The organism is Mesotoga infera, assembly GCF_900157305.1.
Lineage (GTDB): Bacteria > Thermotogota > Thermotogae > Petrotogales > Kosmotogaceae > Mesotoga > Mesotoga infera.
Map to the genome: position 1 here is coordinate 2,243,330 of NZ_LS974202.1, position 25,041 is coordinate 2,268,370.

General features: G+C 45.6%; 25 protein-coding genes. 6 read left to right on the forward strand and 19 right to left on the reverse strand.

All coding sequences use genetic code 11. The features are described 5' to 3' along the window. Positions 1-8: 8 nt before the first annotated feature. The 7 genes from MESINF_RS10210 to MESINF_RS10240 all read right to left on the reverse strand — a co-directional run bounded on the left by MESINF_RS10210 (position 9) and on the right by MESINF_RS10240 (position 6,742). Positions 9-185, reverse strand: coding sequence for a hypothetical protein (locus MESINF_RS10210; RefSeq protein ID WP_169699720.1), 177 nt, complete (start codon positions 183-185; stop codon positions 9-11). A gap of 13 nt (positions 186-198) precedes the next feature. Then, entirely contained in the window at positions 199-1,500 is a 1,302-nt protein-coding gene (locus MESINF_RS10215; protein ID WP_169699721.1) for a citrate transporter, read from the reverse strand. A 36-nt stretch (positions 1,501-1,536) separates the two neighbouring features. Further along, entirely contained in the window at positions 1,537-2,139 is a 603-nt protein-coding gene (locus MESINF_RS10220) for a DUF6305 family protein (RefSeq protein WP_169699722.1), read from the reverse strand. Between the two features lie 436 nt (positions 2,140-2,575). After that, entirely contained in the window at positions 2,576-3,988 is a 1,413-nt protein-coding gene (locus MESINF_RS10225; RefSeq protein ID WP_169699723.1) for an MATE family efflux transporter, read from the reverse strand. A 590-nt stretch (positions 3,989-4,578) separates the two neighbouring features. Further along, the gene (locus MESINF_RS10230) at positions 4,579-5,109 is read right to left on the reverse strand and encodes a GNAT family N-acetyltransferase (protein WP_169699724.1); all 531 of its coding nucleotides are present in this window, start codon (positions 5,107-5,109) and stop codon (positions 4,579-4,581) included. Positions 5,110-5,190: 81 nt separating this feature from the next. Further along, on the reverse strand, positions 5,191-6,498 hold the full coding sequence (locus MESINF_RS10235) for a uracil-xanthine permease family protein (RefSeq protein ID WP_169699725.1): 1,308 nt from the start codon (positions 6,496-6,498) through the stop codon (positions 5,191-5,193). A 79-nt stretch (positions 6,499-6,577) separates the two neighbouring features. Continuing rightward, positions 6,578-6,742, reverse strand: a complete 165-nt coding sequence (locus MESINF_RS10240; RefSeq protein ID WP_169699726.1) for a hypothetical protein — start codon at positions 6,740-6,742, stop codon at positions 6,578-6,580. Positions 6,743-6,949: 207 nt separating this feature from the next. Between MESINF_RS10240 and MESINF_RS10245 the strand changes: the two genes are divergently transcribed. Beyond that, positions 6,950-8,149 (forward strand): DDE-type integrase/transposase/recombinase, encoded by a 1,200-nt coding sequence (locus MESINF_RS10245; RefSeq protein WP_169701017.1) that lies wholly within the window; start codon positions 6,950-6,952, stop codon positions 8,147-8,149. A 194-nt stretch (positions 8,150-8,343) separates the two neighbouring features. Here the strand turns inward: MESINF_RS10245 and MESINF_RS10250 are convergent, their stop codons facing one another. From MESINF_RS10250 to MESINF_RS10305, 12 genes are all read right to left on the reverse strand, one after another. Further along, the gene (locus MESINF_RS10250) at positions 8,344-8,787 is read right to left on the reverse strand and encodes a ferritin-like domain-containing protein (protein WP_169699727.1); all 444 of its coding nucleotides are present in this window, start codon (positions 8,785-8,787) and stop codon (positions 8,344-8,346) included. A gap of 110 nt (positions 8,788-8,897) precedes the next feature. Continuing rightward, positions 8,898-9,170 (reverse strand): stage V sporulation protein S, encoded by a 273-nt coding sequence (locus MESINF_RS10255; RefSeq protein WP_169699728.1) that lies wholly within the window; start codon positions 9,168-9,170, stop codon positions 8,898-8,900. Positions 9,171-9,289: 119 nt separating this feature from the next. Beyond that, positions 9,290-10,444 carry a 2-oxoacid:acceptor oxidoreductase subunit alpha gene (locus MESINF_RS10260; RefSeq protein WP_169699729.1) on the reverse strand — a complete coding sequence of 385 codons (1,155 nt, stop codon included), beginning with the start codon at positions 10,442-10,444 and terminating at the stop codon, positions 9,290-9,292. Further along, positions 10,437-10,661 (reverse strand): 4Fe-4S dicluster domain-containing protein, encoded by a 225-nt coding sequence (locus MESINF_RS10265; RefSeq protein ID WP_169699730.1) that lies wholly within the window; start codon positions 10,659-10,661, stop codon positions 10,437-10,439. The genes MESINF_RS10260 and MESINF_RS10265 overlap by 8 nt, the downstream gene beginning before the upstream one ends. 16 nt (positions 10,662-10,677) lie before the next feature. Continuing rightward, positions 10,678-11,802, reverse strand: coding sequence for a sodium ion-translocating decarboxylase subunit beta (locus MESINF_RS10270; protein ID WP_169699731.1), 1,125 nt, complete (start codon positions 11,800-11,802; stop codon positions 10,678-10,680). A 66-nt stretch (positions 11,803-11,868) separates the two neighbouring features. Next, positions 11,869-14,511 carry a pyruvate, phosphate dikinase gene (gene ppdK / locus MESINF_RS10275; RefSeq protein ID WP_169699732.1) on the reverse strand — a complete coding sequence of 881 codons (2,643 nt, stop codon included), beginning with the start codon at positions 14,509-14,511 and terminating at the stop codon, positions 11,869-11,871. Between the two features lie 103 nt (positions 14,512-14,614). Further along, entirely contained in the window at positions 14,615-15,790 is a 1,176-nt protein-coding gene (locus MESINF_RS10280; RefSeq protein ID WP_169699733.1) for an MFS transporter, read from the reverse strand. Between the two features lie 70 nt (positions 15,791-15,860). Next, the gene (locus MESINF_RS10285) at positions 15,861-17,123 is read right to left on the reverse strand and encodes an ABC transporter substrate-binding protein (RefSeq protein WP_169699734.1); all 1,263 of its coding nucleotides are present in this window, start codon (positions 17,121-17,123) and stop codon (positions 15,861-15,863) included. 42 nt (positions 17,124-17,165) lie between these two features. After that, positions 17,166-17,732 (reverse strand): dephospho-CoA kinase, encoded by a 567-nt coding sequence (gene coaE, locus MESINF_RS10290; protein ID WP_231936917.1) that lies wholly within the window; start codon positions 17,730-17,732, stop codon positions 17,166-17,168. Positions 17,733-17,734: 2 nt separating this feature from the next. Further along, the gene (locus tag MESINF_RS10295) at positions 17,735-17,989 is read right to left on the reverse strand and encodes a hypothetical protein (RefSeq protein ID WP_169699735.1); all 255 of its coding nucleotides are present in this window, start codon (positions 17,987-17,989) and stop codon (positions 17,735-17,737) included. After that, a complete protein-coding gene (locus tag MESINF_RS10300; RefSeq protein WP_169699736.1) occupies positions 17,986-19,350 on the reverse strand; it encodes a glucose-6-phosphate isomerase in 1,365 nt (454 codons plus the stop codon). The genes MESINF_RS10295 and MESINF_RS10300 overlap by 4 nt, the downstream gene beginning before the upstream one ends. Before the next feature lie 12 nt (positions 19,351-19,362). After that, on the reverse strand, positions 19,363-19,875 hold the full coding sequence (locus MESINF_RS10305; protein ID WP_169699737.1) for an adenine phosphoribosyltransferase: 513 nt from the start codon (positions 19,873-19,875) through the stop codon (positions 19,363-19,365). 290 nt (positions 19,876-20,165) lie between these two features. Here MESINF_RS10305 and MESINF_RS10310 point away from each other — a divergent pair, with 290 nt between their 5' ends. From MESINF_RS10310 to nuoF (MESINF_RS10330), 5 genes are all read left to right on the forward strand, one after another. Further along, positions 20,166-20,660, forward strand: coding sequence for an NADH-quinone oxidoreductase subunit NuoE family protein (locus MESINF_RS10310; protein ID WP_169699738.1), 495 nt, complete (start codon positions 20,166-20,168; stop codon positions 20,658-20,660). Next, positions 20,660-21,037, forward strand: coding sequence for a (2Fe-2S) ferredoxin domain-containing protein (locus MESINF_RS10315; RefSeq protein WP_169699739.1), 378 nt, complete (start codon positions 20,660-20,662; stop codon positions 21,035-21,037). The genes MESINF_RS10310 and MESINF_RS10315 overlap by 1 nt, the downstream gene beginning before the upstream one ends. Before the next feature lie 17 nt (positions 21,038-21,054). Next, on the forward strand, positions 21,055-22,854 hold the full coding sequence (nuoF, locus tag MESINF_RS10320) for an NADH-quinone oxidoreductase subunit NuoF (RefSeq protein WP_169699740.1): 1,800 nt from the start codon (positions 21,055-21,057) through the stop codon (positions 22,852-22,854). A 69-nt stretch (positions 22,855-22,923) separates the two neighbouring features. After that, the gene (locus MESINF_RS10325) at positions 22,924-23,415 is read left to right on the forward strand and encodes an NADH-quinone oxidoreductase subunit NuoE family protein (protein WP_169699741.1); all 492 of its coding nucleotides are present in this window, start codon (positions 22,924-22,926) and stop codon (positions 23,413-23,415) included. 6 nt (positions 23,416-23,421) lie between these two features. Next, on the forward strand, positions 23,422-25,038 hold the full coding sequence (gene nuoF / locus MESINF_RS10330) for an NADH-quinone oxidoreductase subunit NuoF (RefSeq protein ID WP_169701021.1): 1,617 nt from the start codon (positions 23,422-23,424) through the stop codon (positions 25,036-25,038). Positions 25,039-25,041: the final 3 nt, after the last annotated feature.

Below are 25,041 nucleotides of genomic sequence, written 5' to 3' on the forward strand. Positions count from 1 at the left end.
TCCTCTCCTCACTTGATCCCGATTACTCTGAGGATGAATGTGATTATGACGTAAGAATAGACAATATCATACACCAGGGCCTTTCTCTTCTCCCTCTTGAAGAGGTTCCTCAAGAGTAGAAATGCGAAGAACGCGGTCATTATAAAGTACAGATAATGAATTATTGTGTCAAAAAAGACCAGCATATTCTCACCTCCATCAATAAACCACCAGGAACCTGAGCTGGTTGGGGAACAATAACATCAACAGTCCAATAGCTCCCATAAATAACCAGGGTATGGCTATGGCTTTTAGGAAGGACATGTAACTACCTTCGTAACCAACCGTTTCAACGGTCAACCGGCCAACGATTCTTGATGGGGGCAGGCAGTCTCCCAGCGGGAAGAGAAAACTGAGAGCCGCAGCCGTGACGGTAACATTTAGCCCCATGGAGTTGAAAAGGAAAATTATCGGGGTCCCGAGTATGATAGCACTTCCATAGCTCAGAGAACCTTGTGCGAATGGAGCAAAAATCAGTGCGGTTATGTAGATGAATGCCATTGGGAGCGTTATAAAGGTGATCGCCAGCAATCCTTTCACGCCGGTGGCCGTCATGATATTCACCAGCACTCCGACGCTGATAACGGTACCGAGAAGTGGAAAGACCTGATCGACGGTTTTCACCATAACGTTGTACCATTTCTTTACCTTCCAACGCTCCTTATCCATTCCTATAGAAATGAATGCACAGATCATGAATGTCAGAGGCAATCCAAGTACGGGGATATAGAAAGCCGCGTACTGCATGAGTAGAATAAGAACTAAAAGCACACCGAAAGGAACAAGGATCTTAAACCAATTCATACCGGCCGGTGGTTGTGGCAACTCTTCCAGAATCTCGGTCTTAGTCTTTCTTTCAGGTGTTTTGCTCAGTCCTGTATATAGTATGGTGAAAGAGGCAATTATGATTATCGGAACCATAAGAACGACACCGAAACCAACATATGGCATATTGGCCTGCGCAGCCATCAACATGGCCCACAGATTTATTGGTGGTGCAACAGCCGCCAGCATGGCGAAGAGGTAAATAAAGGCTGCGATTCTCTTCTTCGAAAAGCCCATATAATTCATTACTGAACTGACAAGACCTCCTACCACGAAGATCGAAACGCTACCGGCTCCTGTAAGAGCTCCAGGGATTATCATCAGAATACCCAGAAGGATCAACATCAACCATTTTTTATCGTAGAATTGCTTGACGATCCATCTGACCAGAGCGTTCATCGCACCAGTCTCTGAATAGATGTTGATGAATATCGACGCGGTAAGAAATATCAAACCAACATCGAAGTATGTGAACATTCCTTCGACCAGCAGTCTCGAAGGGAATCCGAAACCCCCAACAAGAGCGCCCACGATGGCTGTTATCACCATTGAAATCTCTGGTGACTTTAGTTTCCAGCTGGCCAGTGCGAAAGTTGCTACCATGACAATTGCTATAATCGTTGTTTGAAGATACATTTAAACTCCCCCCCGAAAACATTCGATGGTTTCTAACTATTCGGTCGGGAACATCTGCTTGATAACCTGCATGAAATCAATAGTGTTATCAATTATCGTAAGAGGAATATTTTTTTCCTGGGCTATTCTGGTGAATTTTCCATCCTGATTTCCATCTTTCATAACAATGAGGTAATCCGCAAAGGGAGCTATCGCATCTATCGACTGTTCATCTGCGCTGCCGGGATTTCCTCTCCTGTCCTTCCCTTCGATATGTGCCGCGATTATAAAAAGGTTCAGCCTCTTGGCTTCAGCGATCATTTTGTTCAACCTCGCAATTTCCTCTTCGATAGTTATACCGGATGCACCAAGACCCTTTGCAGATGAGCCGATTATAACGAAAAGCATTTTATAATCACGTGCGGTGAGATCGTTGGGATTGTCTCTCAAAGGTTCGGCGTTGTAATCGAAATCCGTTTCTTGAATAGCCTTCGACTGCCAGATGAGAAGTCTTGCCATCTTTCCACCAGGCCCCTGTCCGGCGTTCGTGAGAAGGAACGGGAGCTGTCCCTTAACCACAGGATCACCACTGATAAGTGCGAAAACCATTGTTGTTGAAAGAACAAAAATAGCAATCAAAACAACTAGGGTTTTTTTCATGCTTTACCTCCTGAAATAATATAGAAGATCGATATCGTGTGTGATTGAAATAACAATACAAATATACTAAACTGAAGGACTTGAACCCTTCAACACGTGGACAAAACAACTCCACCTTCATTTATAGCATAAAACTCCGCCTTGTTTTCTTCTCTTATTTTGTCATGGGAAACGATGAGACATGATGAAACTCGATTATCATAGCTAGAGTCTGTATCTCTCGTTATACTAAATACGTGATCCTTATCAAAACACGCGGAAAAGTTAAGCTGACTATTGTGTACCATTGATCGAGAAAGTGAAAATATCTACACGCGATAATTTTATACCTTTTGTGAGAATAAACAGCTTTGTTTTCTGTGAAATGTTTGTTTACATGCTTTCACAGCTGAAACATTGTAACCCATGATATACCAAGGAAAGGATTTGTCTCATTTCAGTTGGACACACTATCAATAAAGCTTTTTGAACGGGTTTGGATTGCGTCGGCGGTTTTCTCCCATTTGCCAGAAGAGAATCTTCTGAACTTCAGAAAAGTTCTGAATGCCATATCAGACATCATACCTATCCATGCACCTAGAAGGCCCATGTTGAAGTACTTCACCAGTAAGAATCCGACTGGAAGTCTTACGAACCACATGGCCGCAAGGGAGGATTTCATGGGAAAGGATGTATCTCCCATACCACGCAAAGCGCCGGTTACAGCGTAATCTGTTCCCATGACCACCTGAAATAGGCCTATTATTCTCACGGGAAGACGACCGGCTTCTACGATTGAAGTTTCGTTCGTGAAAATTGATATGAAGAGATCTGGAAAAATAGTTATTGTAGTTCCTATTATGGAAGAGATCAGAAGAGCTATCAACCAACCCTGCTTAACCGATCCTATCGCTTTTCTCCGCTCATTGGCTCCGTTATAAATTCCTACCATCGCTGTTATAGCCACACCCATACCCCAGGCAGGCATAAAAGAAAGCGACTCGACCTGAATGCCTATTCTGTGAGCTGCGTAAGCCTGTGGGCCCGCTATGAAAAGAATGTTTGCAAAGACCAGCACACCTGTGGAGAAGCCTAAGTTTTCTATGGAAGTAGGCAGACCGATAGAAAAGATCTCTCCGGTCATCCATCTTGAGAAACCGGACGGTCTTCTACGCATTGAGATTTTCCTGTTTCTGAAGAGCAATAGAAGTATTATCGCCGATCCTATAATCCTTGATAAAACAGTTGCGAGTGCGGCCCCGAAAGCGCCCATTTCCGGAAAACCGAACTTACCGTATATCATGGCGTAGTCCAGAAAAACGTTCAACACATTCGAAACCGCCGCAACTATCATAGGTGACCTAGTGTCACCCGCTCCCCTCAATGTAGCCCCGAGAACTATCATGATACTCATGGCAGGAAAACCAGCCATTATAGTTCCAAGATACTGGCTTCCGTTACTCTGCATGAAGGCATCGCTCGATGGAAAGAAAAGCCCTAGCAATTGTCCTGAGAAGAATGATCCCAACGAAAGTACGACACCTGCCACAACGCTTAGATAAACGGCATGCCAGGCTATTGAATTCACTCTCTCCTTGTTGCCTGCACCTATACTGTTGGATATTAGAACCATGGCCCCTGTAGAAAGGGCCACGAGAACTGCCTGAAATATGAACACCACCTGATTGGCAGTTCCAACTGCCGTCATAATTCTCCAGTCGTAGTGACCTAGAAAGGCAGTGTCCGATATTCCAAGGAGCATCTGTAATACATTTTCTCCTATCGCTGGAAGAGCCATCGTAAAAAGGGTCTTTCGAATTTCTCTGGCTTCAGCCGGCTGCAGGTATGACTTGAAAAGACTGTAGTGCATTCTTTCCTCCACGGTAAGGATCACGTACTATATTTAGTTTACCACGTACTACTTGTCTTTGAAAGTACCATGTAGCCTTTGTTTTTTGACTTGAAAACTTCAATCTGAATTTTATAAATTAATCAACACTCCAATACTACCCACGTTGTTTATGTTGTGCAATCTCCATGGAAGTTAGCAAATCATGTATAAACTTATTGAAAATCTGATCAAATTAAGTGAAATACTTTCAATCAATGCTTTTTAACAGTGAACTTATCCAGATAAAACATCTTTCTTGGTAATTATTATTATGGATATCTAATAATTATTCAATCATTATGACTGTATTGGTTGACAATTATGATTTCATGTGTTATGTTATTTATAGTGAAAGAGATAAAAATCAAACTGAAGTTGAAGAAATTCTGCACGATAAAAGCGAGTTGACATAAATGAACCCCTTGTTTAGAGATGTGGATTAAAGTGGTGCGAAAGCACCACCCTTTTTTGATTTCAGCCAGAAGCATGGAAACGATTCTATGGGAGGCATGGTAAGCGCAGGGAGAAACTCACGCAAACAATTAATCAGCGAAAATTATGGATTTGTATCAACTTTGTTCGAATTCCGATCTCAAAATGCCCATGATGACTTCGTCATGATATTTTCCATCTCGGTAAACTCTCTGCCTCAACCTTCCTTCAACTTTAAAACCACACTTGACATACGATGATATGGCACGTTCGTTGAAAGAGTAAACGTTGAGATTGACTTTGTTTATGTTCATCTGCTCAAAGATGAACCTCAAAAGTATCCTCATGGCGTCGCTCCCAAATCCTTTGTTCCAGAAAGGTTTCCCCAGGAAGATGCCAACAACCGCGACACTGTTCTTCCAGTCGACTTCGTTGATTCCGCAGCCACCCAGATATTCGCCACTCTCCAGAGATTCTATCGCAAAATTGTAAGTATCTTTAAAAGCGCTCTGACTATCGTACCACTTTTCCTCTTCTTCCAGCCTCATGGGAAATGGAATGCCAGGAACAAGCAACCTTTTCACCTCGAAATCGTTTATATACTTGTGTGCAAGAACTACATCTTCCTTTCTGTATTCTCTTAGCCTGACCTGTTTACCTTCCAGCAAAGTTTTCACCTCCTAATTTCCGAATAGTATATCAAAAAAGACGCCCTTTAGGGCGTCTTTATAATAATTACGAAATTCACATCATTCTTCTGGAGCTTTTGTAAGCATGAAAATAGCATTCAGAATCAGTCCAACCAGAGCTGCAAGTCCTATTCCCTGGAATTTTACGTTTCCAATCCCGATCGATGCACCGCCTATACCGATCACGAGCATCACGGCAATTATTGTCAAATTCTTGCCATCGACTTTAACTCTGTTTTCTATGAGAGTTCTCATTCCAACCGCTGATATCATACCGAACAGAAGTATTTCAATACCACCCATAACGGAAGTGGGTATCGACTGTATCAACACGCCGACTTTTGGAACAAATGAGAGAATTATCGCGAATACAGCCGCTATCCTCATTACCACTGGGTTGAAGACTTTCGTTATGGCAAGAACACCGGTGTTTTCGCTGTAGGTGGTGTTCGCTGGTCCTCCAAGCAGTCCCGCCACAGCTGTCGCTATACCATCACCGGCAAGAGTTCTGTGTACTCCGGGATCTTCGAAATATTTCTTACCCGCTATGGCAGAAACGGCGAAGATATCTCCAAAATGCTCTATCGTCGGAGCAAGAGCTACCGGAACCAGAACCGAAAGAGCATAAAGGGAAAACTTCGGCAGAACGAATCCGGGAACACCTATCCACCCTGCTTCTGAAACCGCTGCGAAACTGACGTTCCCAGTAACCGCTGCAACAATGTACCCGACTATAATTCCACACATAACCGGGATCAACCTCGTAAAACCTTTCATGTAGAGCCTGACAACAACGGCCGTTCCAAGAGCTACTAGCGCTATCCACCAGTTGGAGCTGGCCATGTCTATAGCCACAGGAGCAAGGTTTAGACCTATGACTGCGATTATTGTGCCGGCAACCGTTGGCGGGAAGAGCTTTTCAAATTTCTCGACACCAATGAATTTGATCAGTATCGCGATACCTACCTGGACCAAACCGGCGATCATGATCCCTCCTGTAGCATAAGCGATCATCTCCGGTGTTATCGAAACTCCTGCAGCCATCGCTTCCGGTACGGATTGGAATTTGTCCGAGACATTGGCGTGATAAAGTATGACTGCGTTTATCGGAGCTATATAGGCGAAGCTTGAGCCGAGGAATATCGGAACCTTCCATTTAGTGAGAAGGTGGAAAATCAGTGTTCCGATTCCTGCGGTGAAAAGAGCGACATTGACTGGAACACCGGTAAGGTACGGCACCAGTACAGTTGCGCCAAACATGGTGAAAGCGTGTTGAAGGCCAAGAACAAGCAACGCCCATTTGCTCAAACCTTTGCTTCTGTCTTCCTGATCTTGAATCTGTTGGTAAGATGAATTTTCTTTGCTCACAAGATCCCTCCTCCTGGATGATGGGTTTATATTAAGAGTTGTTCCGGTGTAAAAAAAACCTCACGGGAAATCCGTGAGGTCATTCATCTACTGTTTCTTTGATCGACACCGCTTCCATAAAAGTGTCGATTTCGAATACTTGCCTGTTGGGGTTGATCACCCCATCCATTATGAATCTATTATGGACATCGATGAAAATCGGTGTAAGAGCTAGATTTTCGACGATAATAGGATCTGGTTTCATCTGAGCAACTCCTTAAGAGATTTATCAAGGGAGATTCTATCAAATCCAGTGACATAAAATCAAGTGATCGATATGCATCACAAAAAATCTACTTGAAAAGGGTAACGATGCATCAAAAATGAAACTACTCGAAAGGTAAGGGTAAAGGGGATAATCTTCGCGAATGACAAGTTGAAAGAGGTTGACGCGAAGATGAAGAGAATAGACATGACTGGACTGATCGAGAAATACTCAAAGAAGTACAGAAAGTCTGGAAAGAAGGAGAAGAGTAGAATTCTTAACGAGTTTACTGAGGTAACTGAGTACAACCGGAGCTATGCATCATTAATACTTAGGAGGGGTTATTCTAAGAAGAACAAGAGAAGCAAATTCACAAAGAGGCGCGGGAGAAAGAAGAAATATGATTTGGAAGTATTGAGAAAACTTGTTGAGATATGGGAGATCCTGGACTTTCCTTGCGGCAAGAGATTCAAAGCGATTATTGAAGAGGCGATAGACAATCTGAACAAGAATGGTCATTTGTCTTTGAGGGAAGAAGTTGAGCAGAAGCTTTTGGAAATAAGTTCCTCCACAATGGATAGACTTCTTCGAAGTGAAAGGAAGAAGATGGAACTGAAGGGTAGGTCACATACAAAACCCGGTACTCTCTTGAAGAAACACATAAGGATAAAGACTCATCACGAATGGGATGACACAAAACCAGGTTTTGTTGAGGTGGATCTTGTCGGTCACGAAGGAGGTGATAGTTCGGGAGAATTCTGTTATAGCCTGAATATGGTGGATGTTGCCAGTGGTTGGAGTGTCGTTGCACCAATAAAGAACAAAGCTCAAAGATGGACCCTCGAAGCTATAATCGCATTGAGAGCTTTACTTCCTTTCCCTCTTTTGGGAATTCATTCCGACAATGGTTCGGAGTTTATTAATGCTCATTTGTATAAGTATTGCTTGGATGAAAGATTGGTCTTTACCAGAACCCGGAGTTACAACAAGAACGATAATCCCCATGTGGAACAGAAGAATTGGTCTTTGGTCAGAAGGGCCGTTGGTTATTACAGATACGACACTTTGGAGGAACTGACTATCTTGAAGGAGCTATATGCAAGCTTGAATCTCTACAACAACCATTTCCAGCCTACTCATAAGATGATCCAAAAGACCAGAGATGGTACAAGGATAGTGAAAAAGTACGACAAGTTCGCTACTCCCTACGAAAGAGTTCTTAACTCTCCCTGGATTGACTCCACAAAAAAAGATGAGCTTCGCAAGGTTCACGAAGCCCTAGATTTATATATACTCAAGAGTAATATAGCACATTTTCAAGAATCACTGGTTGATATACAGATAATGAAGTCTAAATCTAACTCAAAGGGAGGTGTTCTCAATCTCCTTCTATTCGATTTTGAATAGATTCTATTTTGATGCATTAACTCTCTCTTGAGTAGATTTAATTTTGATGCATTACGGTGATAGTACGGCAATTAAAAGAAAAGTCTCTCCATAAATTACTAAAAGAGAGACCAGATAAAGGTTTCAGAGGTTTGTTAAGTTATTTTTTAGGGACTAATTCTAAATTGAACGAAAGACAACAAGCAATTTCGGTCTTAAACCGTACCGTAGAGTTTCACGAGATCTATCAGGTGCCTTTTCTCCTCAGCGATGATCTTCTTGAGGCTCTCGCTGTTTGGTATGAAAGCTTCTAGATCGCCGTAGAAAATTATGCTCTCTTTCTCGACTTCCATGGCTGCACTTATAGCCTTGTTGAGGTTCTGTGGCACCTCTTCGGATTCGATTTTCGGGAAGATCGAAATCTCCGCATAAGACTTGAGATAGCCTACATTGTCTTCCCACTCGGCCGTTACCGGTAAGTTTTCGATGTCATTGAGCATCTCTCTGAACCTGCTGGCGTGGTCCCTTTCCTGGTCAGCCAGATGAGAGAAGAGCTCCTTAATTTTCCCAGTCGTTTTTTCTGCGAGTTTCGAGTAGTAAGAATAACCGGCCCCTTCGATCTTTAGAGCAATTGAAAGCATATCGTTTACGGTAAGCATCGTAATCCTCCTTTTTAAAGTTCTCATTGACTATTCTAGCATTTTGAAATCGTTAAAAAATGAAGAAAAGAGATCTCTCGATCTCTTTTCAGTATTTGTGGTATCGTACGTTACTCTTCTTCTTTTCCTGAGATGATCTTTATTGTGATTCCCGTCCGCATTTCTTCGCCAATCTGTATTTCCACAAAACCGGGAACCATATACACTTTCGTTCCCTGCTCTCTGAGGAATCTTGAGGCGATGGCCACAGCTTTAACAGCCTGGTTCACAGCACCAGCGCCAATGGCCTGAAGCTCCACCTGTTCATTTTTAGAGATTACTCCGGCGATGGCACCTGCTACCTTGTTGGGGTTTGATTTGGAACTGACCTTCAGGATCTCCATTAAGATTTCCTCCTTCTCCGGGTTTTTCGCTGTTATTCTACCACAGAGGCCGCCCATTTTGCAAAAGTTTTAACATTCTATTTATTATGCAGAAGGAGTCTAGAAAAGAAACATGTCTATCAAAGATCCATTATTTCAGATTTCACCCTTGATATCGAATCCAGTATTTCCTGGGGTGTGATGAGCTCTCCATCTACTTTTCCCAAATGCTCAAGCTTTACTCCCCGTTTATTCAATCTCGACACTTCGAATAGTATTTGACCGAGATTCATCTCGGCAACGATCACTGCACTGACTTTTTTGAGGAGCTGTCTCAATCTCGTGCTCGGGAAAGGCCAGATCGTGACGGGTTTGAAAAGTCCCACGTTTATCTTGTCTTCGCGAGCCATCTTAACAGCCTTAATTGCGCTTCTCGCCACAGATCCATATGCCAGAACCAGAATCTCGGCGTCTTCGGTCATGAATTCATCGTAAATAACTATCTCGTCACTGTGCAAACGGATCTTGTTATCAAGACGTCTGAGGAGTCTTGAAACATCCGATGGTGTTCCCACCGGGAAACCTGACTCATCGTGTACCAGCCCCGAAACGTGAAATTTCGACTTTCCCATTTTCACAAGGGGAGTAACCATCATCTGATCGTCGCCTTCGAAGGGATGGAAGATATCATCTTCTGCCAGCCCTGTTTCACCTGTTCTCGGTACTACCATTATTTCCGATTCGTATGGGAGATAAACGCTCTCCCTCATGTGACCTAATATCTCGTCCATCAGGAAGATCACTGGAGTTCTGTAAAGTTCCGCATAGTTGAAAGCGGTAATGATGTACTTATAAACCTCTTCGACGTTGGAAGGATAAATCGCAATAATCTGGTGGTCTCCATGAGTGCCCCATCTCGCCTGCATCACATCTCCCTGGGCCGTCTTGGTAGGCATTCCTGTGGAAGGGCCCCCACGTTGGACATTTACTATAACGGTAGGAGTTTCGGTCATCGCGGCGTAGCCGATAGCTTCCTGCATCAATGAAAACCCTGGCCCGCTGGTGGCCGTCATAGACTTTTCTCCTGAAAGCGAGGCACCTATAATGGCGGCAGCACTGGCGATTTCGTCTTCCATTTGTATGAAGGTACCGCCGACTTTTGGAAGTTCCTTCGCCATTGTTTCCGCTATCTCGGTAGCGGGTGTGATAGGATATCCGGCGAAAAACCTACAACCGGCTTTGATGGCTCCGAGTGCGCAGGCTTCATCACCCTGGAGCAAGACGAACTCACGCATTTTCAATCACCGCCTCTACTTCCTGAATGTCTATGGCAAAATCCGGACAGGAGTTCTCGCACATCGAACAGCCTATACAGGTTGTGTGATCTAGCACCTGGGGCTTACCGAGTTCTCCCTTCGTTATCGTCTTGGTCGGACAGATCCAGTAACAGATACCGCATCTTTTGCAGAAGTTGTGGTTGATATTCACTCGAAATTGCCGTTTCCCTGCCATTAAAATTCCTCCCGCTCTACTTTATGATAGAAAGAAAAACTCCGGCGGCTACCGCAGAACCTATGACGCCAGCAATATTAGGTCCCATGGCATGCATCAGTATGAAATTCGTACCGTCCTCTTCGGATGCGACCTTTTGAGCGACTCTGGCGGCCGTGGGAACGGCCGATACTCCGGCGGCTCCTATCAACGGGTTTACCTTGTTAGTCGAGAAGAGGTTCATCAGCTTGGCGAAAAGTACCCCAGAAGCCGTGGCGACTATGAAAGCTGCACATCCGAGAACCATTACCATTATACTCTCCACTGACAAGAATATCTTTCCATCAGCTTTTGCTCCGACCGAAACACACAGGAGTATTATAACCGTATCTGATATATACTTGCCGGAAGCCTCTACAAGACGTTTAGTTCTGCCGTTCTCTCTAAGCAGATTCCCCAGCATCAACATTCCAATTAAGGGAAGCGACTGTGGGACGATTATTGAAATGGCTATAGTGGATACAACTGGAAATACGATTCTTTCTAGCTTCGATACTTTTCTCAGTTGTTTTCCCATGACTATCCTGCGTTCTTTCTTCGTGGTTAGCAATTTCATAACTGGTGGTTGAATTATGGGGACCAATGCTATATATGAATAGGATGCTATAGCTATCACCGGCAGGTACTGGGACTTGAGAATACTCGCCACGTAGATGGATGTTGGTCCGTCCGCTCCACCGATTATCGAAATTGCCGCCGCATCCAGTAGTGAAAAGCCAAGAAGATTCGCTGCGATGAATGTCACAAAGATGCCTATCTGCGCCGCTGCTCCCAGGAAGAGAGTCTTGGGGTTTGCAAGAACGAATGAAAAGTCCGTTACGGCTCCGATTCCAAGAAAAATAAGAGGGGGATAGATTCCCAGAACCAGACCCTGCTGGAGGATCCACATGAAACCCGTTCCCGGCTCGAAGACGCCAGTCACCTGAGGAGGAATGTTGGCAATGATCATCCCGAAAGCTATCGGAATAAGCAACAAAGGCTCCGCGTCTTTCGCTACAGCAAGGTACAGTAGAAGCGAAGCTATCGCGAACATGACTACATTTTCCCAGCTCAGGGTCGCGAAACCGGACTGAGCGAAATACCCCGAGATCAACTCTGCCATGATAGGCTAACCTCCAGAATAATAATGAAAACCGTGACCCCGCCCGGAGGTCACGGTGGATAGTTATTATCTGTTTTTAATTACTGCCTGTGCGGCTGCCAGTCTTGCTATTGGTACGCGGTAGGGTGAACAGCTCACGTAGTTGAGACCAACTAAGTGACAGAATTCGACGGAAGAAGGTTCTCCACCGTGTTCGCCGCAGATCCCAACTTTTAAGTCAGGTCTGGTTGAACGGCCCTTCTCAGTACCCATTTTAACCAGTTGTCCCACGCCCACTCTATCGAGCTTCTGGAAGGGGTCGGTGGGAAGAATACCCTTTTCAAGGTAATGACCTACGAACTTTCCGTAGTCGTCTCTGCTGAACCCGAATGTCATCTGGGTCAAGTCATTGGTGCCGAAACTGAAGAACTCCGCTTCGCGAGCAATTTCATCGGCTGTGAGAGCTGCCCTCGGAACTTCGATCATTGTTCCGACTTTGTAAACGAGATCGACACCGGCTTCCCTTATCATTTCATCTGCTGCCTTGACGATGATAGCTTTGACATACTTGAGTTCTTCCAGCTCGATTATGAGGGGTATCATTATTTCTGGGATTACGTTCATACCCTCCTTAACGAGCTTGATTGCGGCTCCTATGATAGCTCTTGTCTGCATTTCGGCTATCTCAGGGTAAACCACCGCCAGTCTGCAGCCTCTGAATCCCATCATTGGGTTGAATTCATGAAGCTCTTCAATTGTTGCCTTCAGCTCATCGTATCCCATTCCCATTTCTTTAGCGAGGTCTCTAATATCTTCATCTTCTTTAGGAAGAAACTCATGTAGAGGTGGATCGAGAAGTCTTATGGTGACGGGATAGCCTTCCATAGCTTTAAAGATCCCGTAAAAATCATCTTCTTGCATTGGAAGCAGTTTTGAAAGAGCTTTTTTGCGTTGTTCCAAAGTGCTAGAAGTTATCATCTGCCGCATTGCAAATATCCTGTCCTCCTGGAAGAACATGTGTTCTGTCCTGGTCAGGCCGATTCCTTCCGCACCGAAACCTCTTGCAATCGAAGCGTCTTTTGGTGTATCGGCGTTGGTTCTGACTCCTAGCCTTCTGATTTCGTCGGCCCAGCCAAGTACTTCGGCCAGAGGTCCCTCAAGTCCTTGCGGTTTCACGGAATCGAGTTTTCCCATGAAGACTTCGCCTGTAGTACCGTCTATACTCAGCCAGTCTCCCTCTTTGAGTATCTTTCCGTTGACCTTCATCTCCTTGGCATGTTCGTCGACTTCGACAGCTTCGCATCCGACTATACAGGTCTTACCCATTCCCCTTGCTACAACGGCAGCGTGGGATGTCTTGCCACCGGTAGAGGTAAGAATGCCCTGCGCGGCTGCCATTCCAGCGATATCTTCTGGAGAGGTCTCCGGTCTTACGAGAATAACCATCTTTCCCTCGTCTCTAACCATTCTCTCAGCCGTCTCGGGGTCGAAGGCGATAACTCCGGAAGCCGCTCCAGGGGAAGCTGCGATCCCTTTGGCGAGTTTTTCTGCGCTTTCGAGGGTTTCTTTTGTGAAGTAAGGATGGAGAAGAGTCTCGATATGATCGGGAGTGACTCTCATCACTGCCTCTTCTTTGGTTATAAGTCCCTCTTTTGCAAGATCAACGGCGATCTTCACACTGGCGTAAGGTGTTCTCTTTCCATTTCTTGTCTGAAGTAGGTAAAGCGTTCCATGTTCAACCGTGAACTCGATATCTTGCATGTCCCTGTAGTGCTTTTCAAGTTTTTCGAAGATGTCTAGTAACTGATCATAAACAGCTGGATTGATCTCATGAAGTTTCGTCATCGGGTAAGGAGTTCTGATACCTGCAACGACGTCCTCACCTTGAGCGTTCGGCAGGTACTCACCGTATAATTTTTTTTCACCCGTGTTGGGGTCTCTGGTGAAAGCAACTCCAGTGCCACTGTCGTCTCCTGTATTTCCGAAAACCATGGTGCACACGTTCACGGCCGTTCCGAGTAGATCGCCCTCCTTCACTCCGTTGAGAGCTCTGTATTTGATGGCTCTTTCATTCATCCAGCTTCCAAAAACAGCGTTAGTGGCCATCCAAAGCTGCTCCCAGGGATCCTGAGGGAATTCTTTGCCAGCTTTTTTGTAGACCTCCAGGTATCTTTTAACCACTTCTTCCATATCCGTGGCATCCAGTTCGGTATCGAGTTTTACACCCTTCTCTTTTTTGACGCTGGAAAGAGCCTTTTCAAATTCGGAATGCTCTATCTTTAGAACCACGTCTCCGAACATCTGAAGGAACCTTCTGTAAGCATCGTAGCAGAATCTGGGATTTCCCGATTCGTTTATGAGCCCTTTGACTGTCTCGTTGTTCAGACCAAGATTAAGAATCGTGTCCATCATTCCTGGCATTGAAATGGCTGCTCCCGATCTCACAGATACTAGAAGTGGTCTTTCGGCAGAACCAAAGCCTTTGCCGGTTTCTTTCTCTAGCATTTCCATTGCAGCTTTTACCTCACCCACGAGCTCTTCGGGGTATTTTTCGCCGTGATCATAGTAGTACTTACAGACTTCGGTGGAAATCGTGAAGCCCGGAGGCACTGGGAATCCTAGTCTGACCATTTCGGCCAGGTTGGCTCCTTTGCCACCCAGAAGATTCTTCATCTTCGCATCGCCTTCGGCCTTCGTTTTGCCAAAATAGTACACATATTTCTTTGACACTTTGTTTCCTCCCTTCCTGAAAACTATTCGAGGTGATTATAACACAGCCTTTCAGAAGTGATGTTTAGAATGGAATCACTGCCATGTCAGAGATGAATTTGATTTACGAGTTGCTTTTTACTTTTCCTATGAAGTGAATTTGATCGATGAATATCATCGAAATGAGTATAAGCGACATGACACCCACACTTTTCAAATCGGGCCACACCTGAAGAAAATACCCTCCTATTAACGGGCCAACGCCAAAGATTATACCGACCATGGATTCGTGTACTCCTCCCTGTTTACCGTGGTCGTTGTCCTGTGAGTTGAGACCATAAAAGATCGCGAAAATATAGGGAACCGCATAAGTGACGCCACAAAGAAAAGTAACAGCGAAGAACACAGGAGCTGTTTGAGGCATGAAGAATGACAGAACGGTTGCGGAGAAGATTACCAGCATTATCATCAAGGTTTTACCTGGATTGCCAATCCAGAAATTAAACCTACTCATGAAAAGAAAAGAGAGAAAGACACCGACGTTAGCACCAACGGTCAAAAAGCCTATTTTCTCCAGTGGCAGACCTGAAGCCGAAATCAACTTTGGAAAGAGAGCCATCCCGCTTGTGTATATTATCCCCGCCAGCAGGAAGGCCAGCCTGTAAGATCTGCGGTACTCTTTTATTCTTGGAAAATCGGCCTGCGGCATCGGCCTTTTAAGTCTTTCGCTGTAAGGTCCGGGAAGCGATTCATTGCATCTTTTCGCGCTTATGAAAATCATTACCGAACTCGTAACAGATAGAAGGATTCCATATATGAAGACGACCTGCGGCATCTTTTGAATGAGATAGGGACCGAGTGCCATACCGACAATATTGCCGGCGCTCCAGGATAGGACGAAACGTATCACCGTCATCAAAGGGTCTATACCTTCTCTCCTCTCTCCCTTGGAGATCAAGCCCTCAAGAGATGGAAAGAAAAAGCCGAAGAAGAGGTTCATCCCGAAAGCGAAGAGAGTTATATCCGCGACCCCTTTCCAGAAAAAACCCAGATTCAGAAAAACTGCCATAGCGATCATTCCGATGGCCAGACTCTTTTTGAAGCCGATTCTGTCTCCTATCCTTCCAAGAGTGCTGGCTACAGATACATAGAAGATACTTCCACCGAAGTTGATCAACCCTATTTCTACGTATGAAAGTCCCCATTCTGCTCCCTTAACATTTATAGATGAGGACAGTAAATACAGAAGTACCGAAAAGGAAAAAGCGTAGAAATTGAAGGAATGAAAATACTTTTTCACTGATCCTTACCTCGTCAATTAAACAATAAAAAAGGGAGGCGACTGCCTCCCCCAAATTTTACTACACTTTTTATTGATTGGCTATAATTCTTAGTAGCTCCTGTTCTGCCCAGGCTAGACCTTCATCGACCGTTCTCTTCTGGTTGATGACATCGCCCACCATAGTTCCTAGTACGTTTCTCACATCATCCCAAAGAGCAACGTTTGGATCGACGGAACCGAAGGGAATCTGACTTATCGGTACGGCAACTGTCGGATTCTGCTGCTCATATGCCTTCCACTGGGGAGTATCGAGGGCAAGCTGCGTAACGGGCATATAGCCAGTCTTCACCGACCAGTAAGCCTGGATCTCCGGACTTACCAGATACTTCATGAATTTCCATGCGGCAGCCTTCTGTTCGGCGTTGATACCGGTAAACATCACTACATCTGTTCCAGCGAACGGTGGTGCCTGAACTTCCCACATTGGAACTGGTGCCCATGCCCATCCGTGCTTTCCTCTGGAACCGCTGTCAACATAAGAGGCCGATGCAATAGTTTCGATGAACATAGCGATTTTGCCGTCACCGAACGGAGCGTCGAGATAACCGCCCTGGAAAAGAGCGACCCCGTAGGTATGGGCCATGTCGTACATCAGTTGTAAAGCCTCTTTTGCTTGCGGAGAGTTGATTATAACCTTGATCGAGCCGTCGTTTAATATCTCGATGGCTTCACCTTTGTTGGCCCTGAGGAAGGTCATGAAATGATCTATGGTCGTTCTGAAACCAAATCCATATTGATCGATAGTCCCGTCTTTGTTCTTATCCTCGGTAAGCATCATTGCTGCGAAGAGTAAGTCTTCCATCGTCTTTGGAACTTCAAGACCGTACTGCTCGAATAGGTCGGTGTTGTAGTAGAGAACATATGTACTCTTGTTGAATGGCAGGGCGTAGATCGTACTTCCCCATGTCACCATTTTCTTGAAAGGCGACCAGATGGCTGCCCATTCTTCGTCGGTCAGACCGACTTCGGGATCGGCGATAAGAGTATTCAGTTCCTGCACGACACCCCTGGGGATCAATCTGGCCGTCCAATTTCCGTAAGCCTGAGAAAGGGCCGGAAGTGTGTTGCTTTCAGCACTTACAAGGAGCTTCTGCTGCAATGCACTGTAATTGCCCACATAGATGGCCTTGACTACAATTTCCGGATTGGCTTCGTTGAACGAATTAACGATCTCTGTAACGGTCGTTCCCTGTGCGCCACCCATTGCATGCCAGAACTCGATTTCCGTCTTCGCCATTACGAAGACCGCGAGAATCGCAAACATCACCACGAGAAGAACTCTTTTGCGCATATCTTTACCTCCTTATTCAAAGTGTTTCAAGCGTCGAAATAATTATAGCATTATGCCCCATTCAAAAAGAACCTCTTCCACTTTTCGCAAAGTAGCGGCGGCATCTCCAGATGTATCAACAATGGCGTCGGCAGAGTCTCTTAAACTGTCAAGATGTTGCTGGGACTGCAATATCAGTCTGGCTTTGTATTCGGTCATTCCACGTAGCGCAAGACGTCGCACAGTTTCTTCAGGTGAACATTCTATCCATAAGATTTTATCGCAAAATTCCGAGAGACCAATTTGGTGAAGCAATGCGCCATCAATTACGTAAAGCTTGGTATCGTCGATCATCTTTGCAAGTGCCACAGAACGAATCACTGGATGAACTATACGGTTCAATCTTTCCAAAAGCTTTGGACTGTTGAAGACAACATCCCCCAGCTTCTTTCTATCGACAGAGTCTCCGGTCATTATACACTCTCCGAACTCTCTGCGAATTTCCTCTTTCATCGAATCGAGAGCTTGGTGGCCAATTTCATCTAGCGATACCCGAATCGCGCCGGATTTTTCAAGGGCAGATGCAATCGTGGATTTGCCCGAACCGGCCTTGCCTACTATGCCCAGCACTATCAAATCAGTCTCTCGCCTTTCTCCATGACGTTTATGACTACTTTTGAGATCTCACTGGGTGAAAACTTCAGGGCCTCTTTCTCATCTGGAGTGAGAGTTATGATATCGGCTTCTATCTCTTCCATTTCACCGATCTTCTTCAGCAACGATTCTGATTGTACCGAGACTATGATATAGGTTGGAATGGTCTCCTCTAGAAAGTAAAGTTCGGTAACATCGAATTCTTCTATGAGTTTGAGCAAATCTTCTTTCATAGTTCAAACCTCCAGGAGGTCTTCTCCTCGTATCTATCTCTAATTTCCTCGTAACCTCTGCGACCCATAAAGGCATAAGTAAGTTTCTTTCCAAGTTCAACTCCGGGCTGATCGTAAGGGTTTATTCGAAGTAGAGTTCCCGCAATCGCTGTCTGTATTTCGTAAGAGACAATAAACTCCCCGACGTGGAAAGCATCGATCTGTGGGAAGGTGATTGTCAAGTTAGGGATTCCGTTGGATGCGAGTGCTATTGAGGTTCCTCTGAGTTCCGCGTTCAACAGCTCGGCCAGTTCCACGCCGTTCAGGTAAGAGAGAGCTTCGACATCTGAATGGATGAAAGGAACAGTGAGCTGATTTCCAAAGTCTTCAAGCTTTATAAAAGTTATCACTTTATCCTTAGGGCCTTCGTTGTAAAGTTGAACCTGCGAATGCTGATCAATCGCTCCAAGAGCTTTTATCGGAGTCTGGCCGGTGTGTACTATTCTGCCATTGAGGTCAAACTTCTTACCCAGAGACTCGGCCCAGAGTTGTCTGTACCAATCGGCGAGTGTATAAAGCCTGTTCGAGTAAGGCATCATAACCGATATATTGTAGCCCTTTTTCATGTATGCGTAATGGATTAACGCATTTACGAGAGCCGGGTTGGACTTAACATTGTCCCGAAGATATCTTTCACGGCCGAATCTGGCTCCTTCGTAGAGGCCATAGATATCTATACCTTCCGCGAGGGCAGAGAGAAGCCCGACCGGTGTTAAAACACTGAAACGTCCGCCAACATCGTCGGGAATCGTTAAAGTTCTTATTTTTTCGCGATCGGCTATCTCTCGCAGTACACCCTTTTCGCTATCGGTTGTGAAGATGAAGTGTTCGCTTGCCGGAAGACCCAATTTGTCGAGAAGGCCCCTTGCGATAAGGTAGTTGGACATGCATTCCGCTGTCATGCCGGATTTCGAGATTACGTTGAAAACCGTAGTCTTTAAGTCCAATTCACCTAGAATAGAGGAAACCATGTCGGGATCTACGTTGTCCAGTACGAATATCCTTGCCTTTTTCATACGTTTCTCCCTGCTCAGATTGTTCCAGTTGAGAGGGTTCAACGATGAGTGAAGAGCCTGGTTCCCCAACGCGGAACCACCGATGCCTATAACCACGAAATTTTCAAAGTTTTCCAGCCAGTCTTCCAGGGTCTTCACTTCGTCCAGAATGGAGTCGTTGCTCAGTATTCTCAGAAAACCAGGTTCGGGTGAATTGATCCTTTCTAGTATAGTAGAAGTGTTTTTGCCCATTTCGAGAAGTTCATCGAAAGACAAACCACTTTCAAGTGTCTCTTTGAAGGCAAAAGAAAAATCGTACTTCAGCATTACTAACCTCCATCAGTAAGAGATTAAAGTGCGCACATCGTAGCGAGCAAGTTTCTCTCTCGGTCTCAGAAAATTCAATTCGGCCAGGCATAGTATTGAGATCACTTCACCGCCGCATTTCTCGATCATTTCGGCTATTGCTTTCATCGTTCCGCCCGTCGCAAGTATATCATCCACTATCAATACTTTCGCGCCTTTGTGAATTGCATCAATATGCATCTGGAGCGTTGCTTTACCGTACTCGAGTTCGTAGTCTATTTCCAGTGTTTCGTAGGGAAGTTTACCAGGCTTCCTCACAGGAACCAGAGCTTTTCGGGTATGAAAGGCTATCGGAGCGGCAAATATGAAGCCTCTGGCTTCCGGTGCCACTATGGTGTCGAAGTCAAGTCCTTCAACCAGAGAACTCATCTGTAAAATGCATTCCCTGAAAGCATCGGGATCTTTCAGCATAGGTGTTACATCTTTAAAAACCACACCAGGTTTTGGAAAGTCAGGAATATCCCGCACAAAGACTCCAAGATCCATCGAATCTCCTCCTTAATTAGGCTCCTTGAACACCGGTAATTTTAACATTTAATGGACGATAAGTCTTGTATCTACGGAATTTCTAGCAGGTCTTTTTGTGAATTGGAAATGAAAGTAAAGCCTCTACAGACAGATGGTGCTGACCGATCTCTGAAAAGGTCTGGCGAAGATCCCTTGTTTTCCAACTGTTGTGGGCATCTTAACAGATGAAACTGCCCATTTTTCCAGGCTCATGTTATAATCCATGTGTGAAATAAATAACATTCTTGGCTTAAAGGGAGGTGCAAGGGTTGTCTGTGGTTAAATGCCCGGATTGCGAGAATCTTTTTGCCGAACTGGACCGGTATATCGATTCCGTGAAAGACAACACGGGTGTCTTAATTAACGTTCTTCACAAAGCTCAAGAAATCTTCGGCTATCTTTCTGAAGAAGTCCAGCAGCACGTTTCGGAGAAACTCAACGTTCCGCTCAGTCAAGTTTATGGTGTAGTCACTTTTTACAACTTCTTCACTATGAAACCAAAGGGAAAGCATCAAATCAGAGTCTGCCTGGGCACAGCCTGTTATGTGAAAGGCGCTGACAAAATTATGGAGAGACTACAGGATGAACTGGGAGTACCCATGAATCAACCAACTGCCGATGGAAAGTTTTCTATCCACGCAGTAAGGTGTCTGGGAGCGTGCAGTATGGCACCGGTTGTTCTCATCGGTGAAGATGACTATTACGGAAGGGTCACTCCGGATGAAGTGTCTAAGATTCTTGACAAATACAGGAGGGCTGAATAATGGCAAAGATAAAGAGTCTTGAAGAACTCATGAAAATCAAGGAAAATGCGATGAAAGGACTTAAAATGCGAGATTCTGGCAAAAAGGGCAAGATAATCGTTGCCATGGGAACCTGTGGAATTGCGGCAGGTGCTAAAGACACTTTGAGAGCCATTGTTGATTCTCTTGACGAAAAGGGCATTGAAGATGTGGCCGTAGTTCAATCGGGTTGCTTCGGTCTGTGCGATGTAGAGCCTACCATCGAAGTTCATCTGGAAGGGGCCGATCCGATAATCTATGGACACGTAACCCCTGCGCAGGCGAAGAGAATAATCGATCAGCACATTGTCGAGGGGAAAGTAGTTGGAGATCTCATTGTCAAAAAGGGAGAACTATAACGAAGAGGTGATTAGCGGTGCCCGCTGTTGAAAATACGGTGCTTATCTGTGCCGGTGGAGCCTGTATATCGGCAGGTGAGAAAAGTGTCAAAGAAGTTTTCGAGGATACATTAAAAAAGTATTCTCTGGAGACGGTTGTAAGGGTTGTAGAAACTGGCTGTATGGGGGCGTGCGATCTTGGACCGATCCTGGTAATTTATCCCGAGGGGGTTTTCTATCAGAAGGTCAACGCCGAAAATGCAGCCCAAATAGTTGAAGAGCATATACTGAAAGGGAGAGTTGTGGAAAAGCTTCTCTATAAAGGCGATACGGGCGAACTCAAGACAAAACCCCAGGAAGAACTTCCCTTCTTTACCGAACAGGTTAAGATAGCTACAAGAAATCTCGGTGTGATAGACCCTCTATCCATCGATGAGTACATCGCAAGGGACGGTTACTTCGCCCTTCATAAAGTTCTTTTCGAAATGGGACCTGATAAAGTAATTGAAACGTTAAAGAAGAGCGAATTGAAAGGCAGGGGCGGTGCCGGTTTTCCGACGTGGATGAAATGGGATTTCGCCAAAAAGGCCCAGGGTAATCCAAAGTACATAATCTGTAACGCCGATGAAGGAGACCCTGGAGCTTTCATGGATAGAGCCGTCCTGGAGGGTGATCCTCACACGATAGTGGAAGCAATGACTATAGCTGCTTATACAGTCGGTGCACAGAAAGGTTTCGTTTATGTTCGTGCCGAGTATCCCCTGGCGATTGAGAGACTGTCTTTCGCGATGGAAAAAGCCAGAGAGTACGGTTTCCTCGGTGACAAAATACTGGGTACAGATTTCTCTTTCGACCTCGAAATAAGGATTGGCGCAGGAGCCTTCGTCTGTGGTGAGGAGACCGCGCTTATCAATTCGATTGAGGGCAAAAGGGGAATTCCCAGGGTGAAGCCGCCCTTCCCCGCTAACAAGGGTCTGTGGGGTAAGCCGACCCTCCTGAACAACGTAGAGACTTATGCCAACATTCCTCCGATAATTATAAACGGTGGCGAATGGTTCAGCCAGTACGGCGTGGAAGGATCAAAAGGCACAAAAGTCTTCGCTTTGGCCGGAAACGTGAAAAACACCGGCCTTGTAGAAGTACCCATGGGAATTACCGTGAGAAAGCTCATCTATGATATAGGCGGAGGAATTCCCCGAGGAAAGAGACTTAAGGCTGTTCAAACCGGTGGGCCTAGTGGTGGGTGTATCCCGCTGGAACATCTGGACACCCCGATTACCTACGATAACCTTAAAAAGCTCGGAACAATAGTTGGTTCTGGCGGAATGATCGTCATGGACGAAGACAGCTGTATGGTTGACGTGGCCAAATACTTTCTTGAATTCACCGTTGAAGAGTCGTGTGGACAGTGCACACCCTGCCGTGACGGCACCAGGAGAATGCTCGAGATCCTCGAGAGAATTACCGAAGGCGAAGGAACCATGGAAGATCTCGAGCTTCTCAAAGAACTGGGTGAAAATATAATGGCGACATCTCTCTGTGGACTTGGCCAGACGGCACCTCAACCGGTTCTTTCTACGATGAGGTACTTCTGGCACGAATACGAAGCGCACGTTTTGGAAAAGAAATGCCCCGCAAAGAGATGCAAGCCTCTCATGAGAGTCGTAATAGATAAGGATAAGTGTGTCGGCTGCACGGCCTGCGCCAGAGTCTGTCCCGTGAACGCAATTTCCGGCGCAGTCAGAAAGCCCCACGAGATAGATCCCGAAATCTGCACTCGCTGCGGTAGTTGTCTTGCGGTATGCAGATTTAACGCAATCAGCAAAGTCTCTCCGTGAGATATTTGAGAACCCCCTTCCGAGGGGGTTCTTCTGCATTGTCAATTTGGGTTGAAGGGAGGAATTAACATGTCTGTTGACAGTATCCGCGAGACGGTTACGAAGATTTACGAAGATATAAATAGTCAGAGTCTCGAAAAGGGCGACGTACTGATAAACGCTTTACACGCTATTCAGGATCACTATGGCAATTTCATTCCAATCGAAGCGGCCGAGGTTTTGAAAGAACTAACCGGTACACCGCTGTCGAAAATATACGAAGTCTTGACTTTCTACACCATGTTCTCCACTCACAAACGTGGCAAGTATGTAATAAGGATCTGCAAAAGCCTTCCCTGTCATGTAACCGGTGGACAGGAAATCGTTGATGCCCTTAAGAACAGACTTGAAATCGGTTTCGGCGAGACAACCGTCGACGGTCTGTTTACTCTCGAAGAGACCAGCTGCCTGGGACTTTGCGGTGTCTCTCCCGTAATGATGATAAACGACGAAGCTTACGGGAACCTCAACAAAGAGAGAGTTTCGGAGATTATCGATTCAATCGTTTCCAGAGAGAGGTGAGTGATGATGAGCAAGCCTATTACCGTTCTGGTATCTATCGATTCGAACAGCCTTCTTCTCGGTGCGCGCCATTATAAAAACTATCTCGCCTCCCTAGTGGAAAAATATAACCTGGGATCGATCGTAGATGTTCTTGAAACGGGTTCTTTAGGAGATTACGGAAAAGGTGTGCTTTTTCTGGTTCTTCCAGAGAACACTGTTTATTCGGTCAAATCCGAGGCTGATGTCGAAAAAATCGTTCTCGAGCATCTTCTCAAGGGGAGGATCGCGCGGGAACTGGTCGTCGAGGATCTCAGCGTAGAAGGGTCGGTAGAAGCGAAAAGTACTACAATCGAGGAACGTGTGGTTCTGCGCAACGCAGGTTCAATCGATCCAAGGAATATAGAAGAGTACATAGCTCTTAACGGCTACCAGGGACTGGCCAAAGCCTTCAGAATGGAGCCCCGGGTTGTTATTGAAGAGATCAAGAAGAGTGGGCTTCGTGGCCGAGGTGGCGCAGGTTTCCCGACCGGTCTGAAATGGGAATTCACCCAGAAAGTAGATTCTCCCGATAAGTACGTAATTTGCAACGCCGACGAAGGTGAACCCGGTACCTTCAAAGACCGCCTGATAATGGAAGGAGATCCCCATTCGGTTATTGAAGGTATGATCATAGCAGGTTACGCCGTTGGTGCCAGCAAGGGGTACATATACATAAGAGGTGAATACTTCGAGTCCGTTGCCAGTCTCAGAAGAGCGATCAGCCAGGCATACGAGTACGGCCTTCTTGGGGCTTCCATATTGGGGACCGATTTTTCTTTCGATCTCTCCGTGAGATTGGGAGCTGGAGCTTACGTCTGTGGAGAAGAAACAGCGTTGATAGAATCGATCGAGGGCAAATCGGGTCGTCCAAGATTGAAGCCACCTTATCCACCAGTCAGTGGTTTGTACAACAAGCCTACGGTGGTAAACAACGTCGAAACCTTCGCCTGTGTTCCCCCGATAATTGACAAAGGTGCGAACTGGTTCAAAGCAATAGGTACGAATTCTTCGGCGGGTACGAAAGTGTACTCTCTTTGCGGCAATCTGGTTAAGAGGGGTATAGTTGAGGTTCCAATGGGTACAACGGTGGCTGACCTTGTTTACAAATTCGGCGGTGGTATTCCCGATGGGAGAGCCGTGAAGATGGTACAGACTGGTGGTGCTGCCGGTACTTTCATAAAACCAGAAGAACTGGGTGCACCACTTGATTTCGATTCCTTCAAAAATTTCGGTGCGGCGCTCGGTTCGGGAGTGATTCTGGCAATCGACGAAACTCACTGTGCGGTCGATATAGCGAAGAACCTGATGGAATTCTTTGCCCATGAATCCTGTGGCAAGTGTTCACCCTGTCGCGAAGGCACACATATAATTGTCCATATATTAAACGAATTCTCCAAGGGTAGAGGAACCAGGGAGCTCTTCGATCAACTTTACGATGTTGCCGACACGATGGAAGACTCTTCTTTCTGTGGATTGGGTCAGGCTGTTCCTATACCGCTGAGATCGATCCTCGACCGGTTCAAGGATGAATTTCTAGCGCATGTTGATGCGCCACAGTGTCCAATCGGTGTCTGTAAGTTCGATAAAAAGAAAAAGAGATAATTG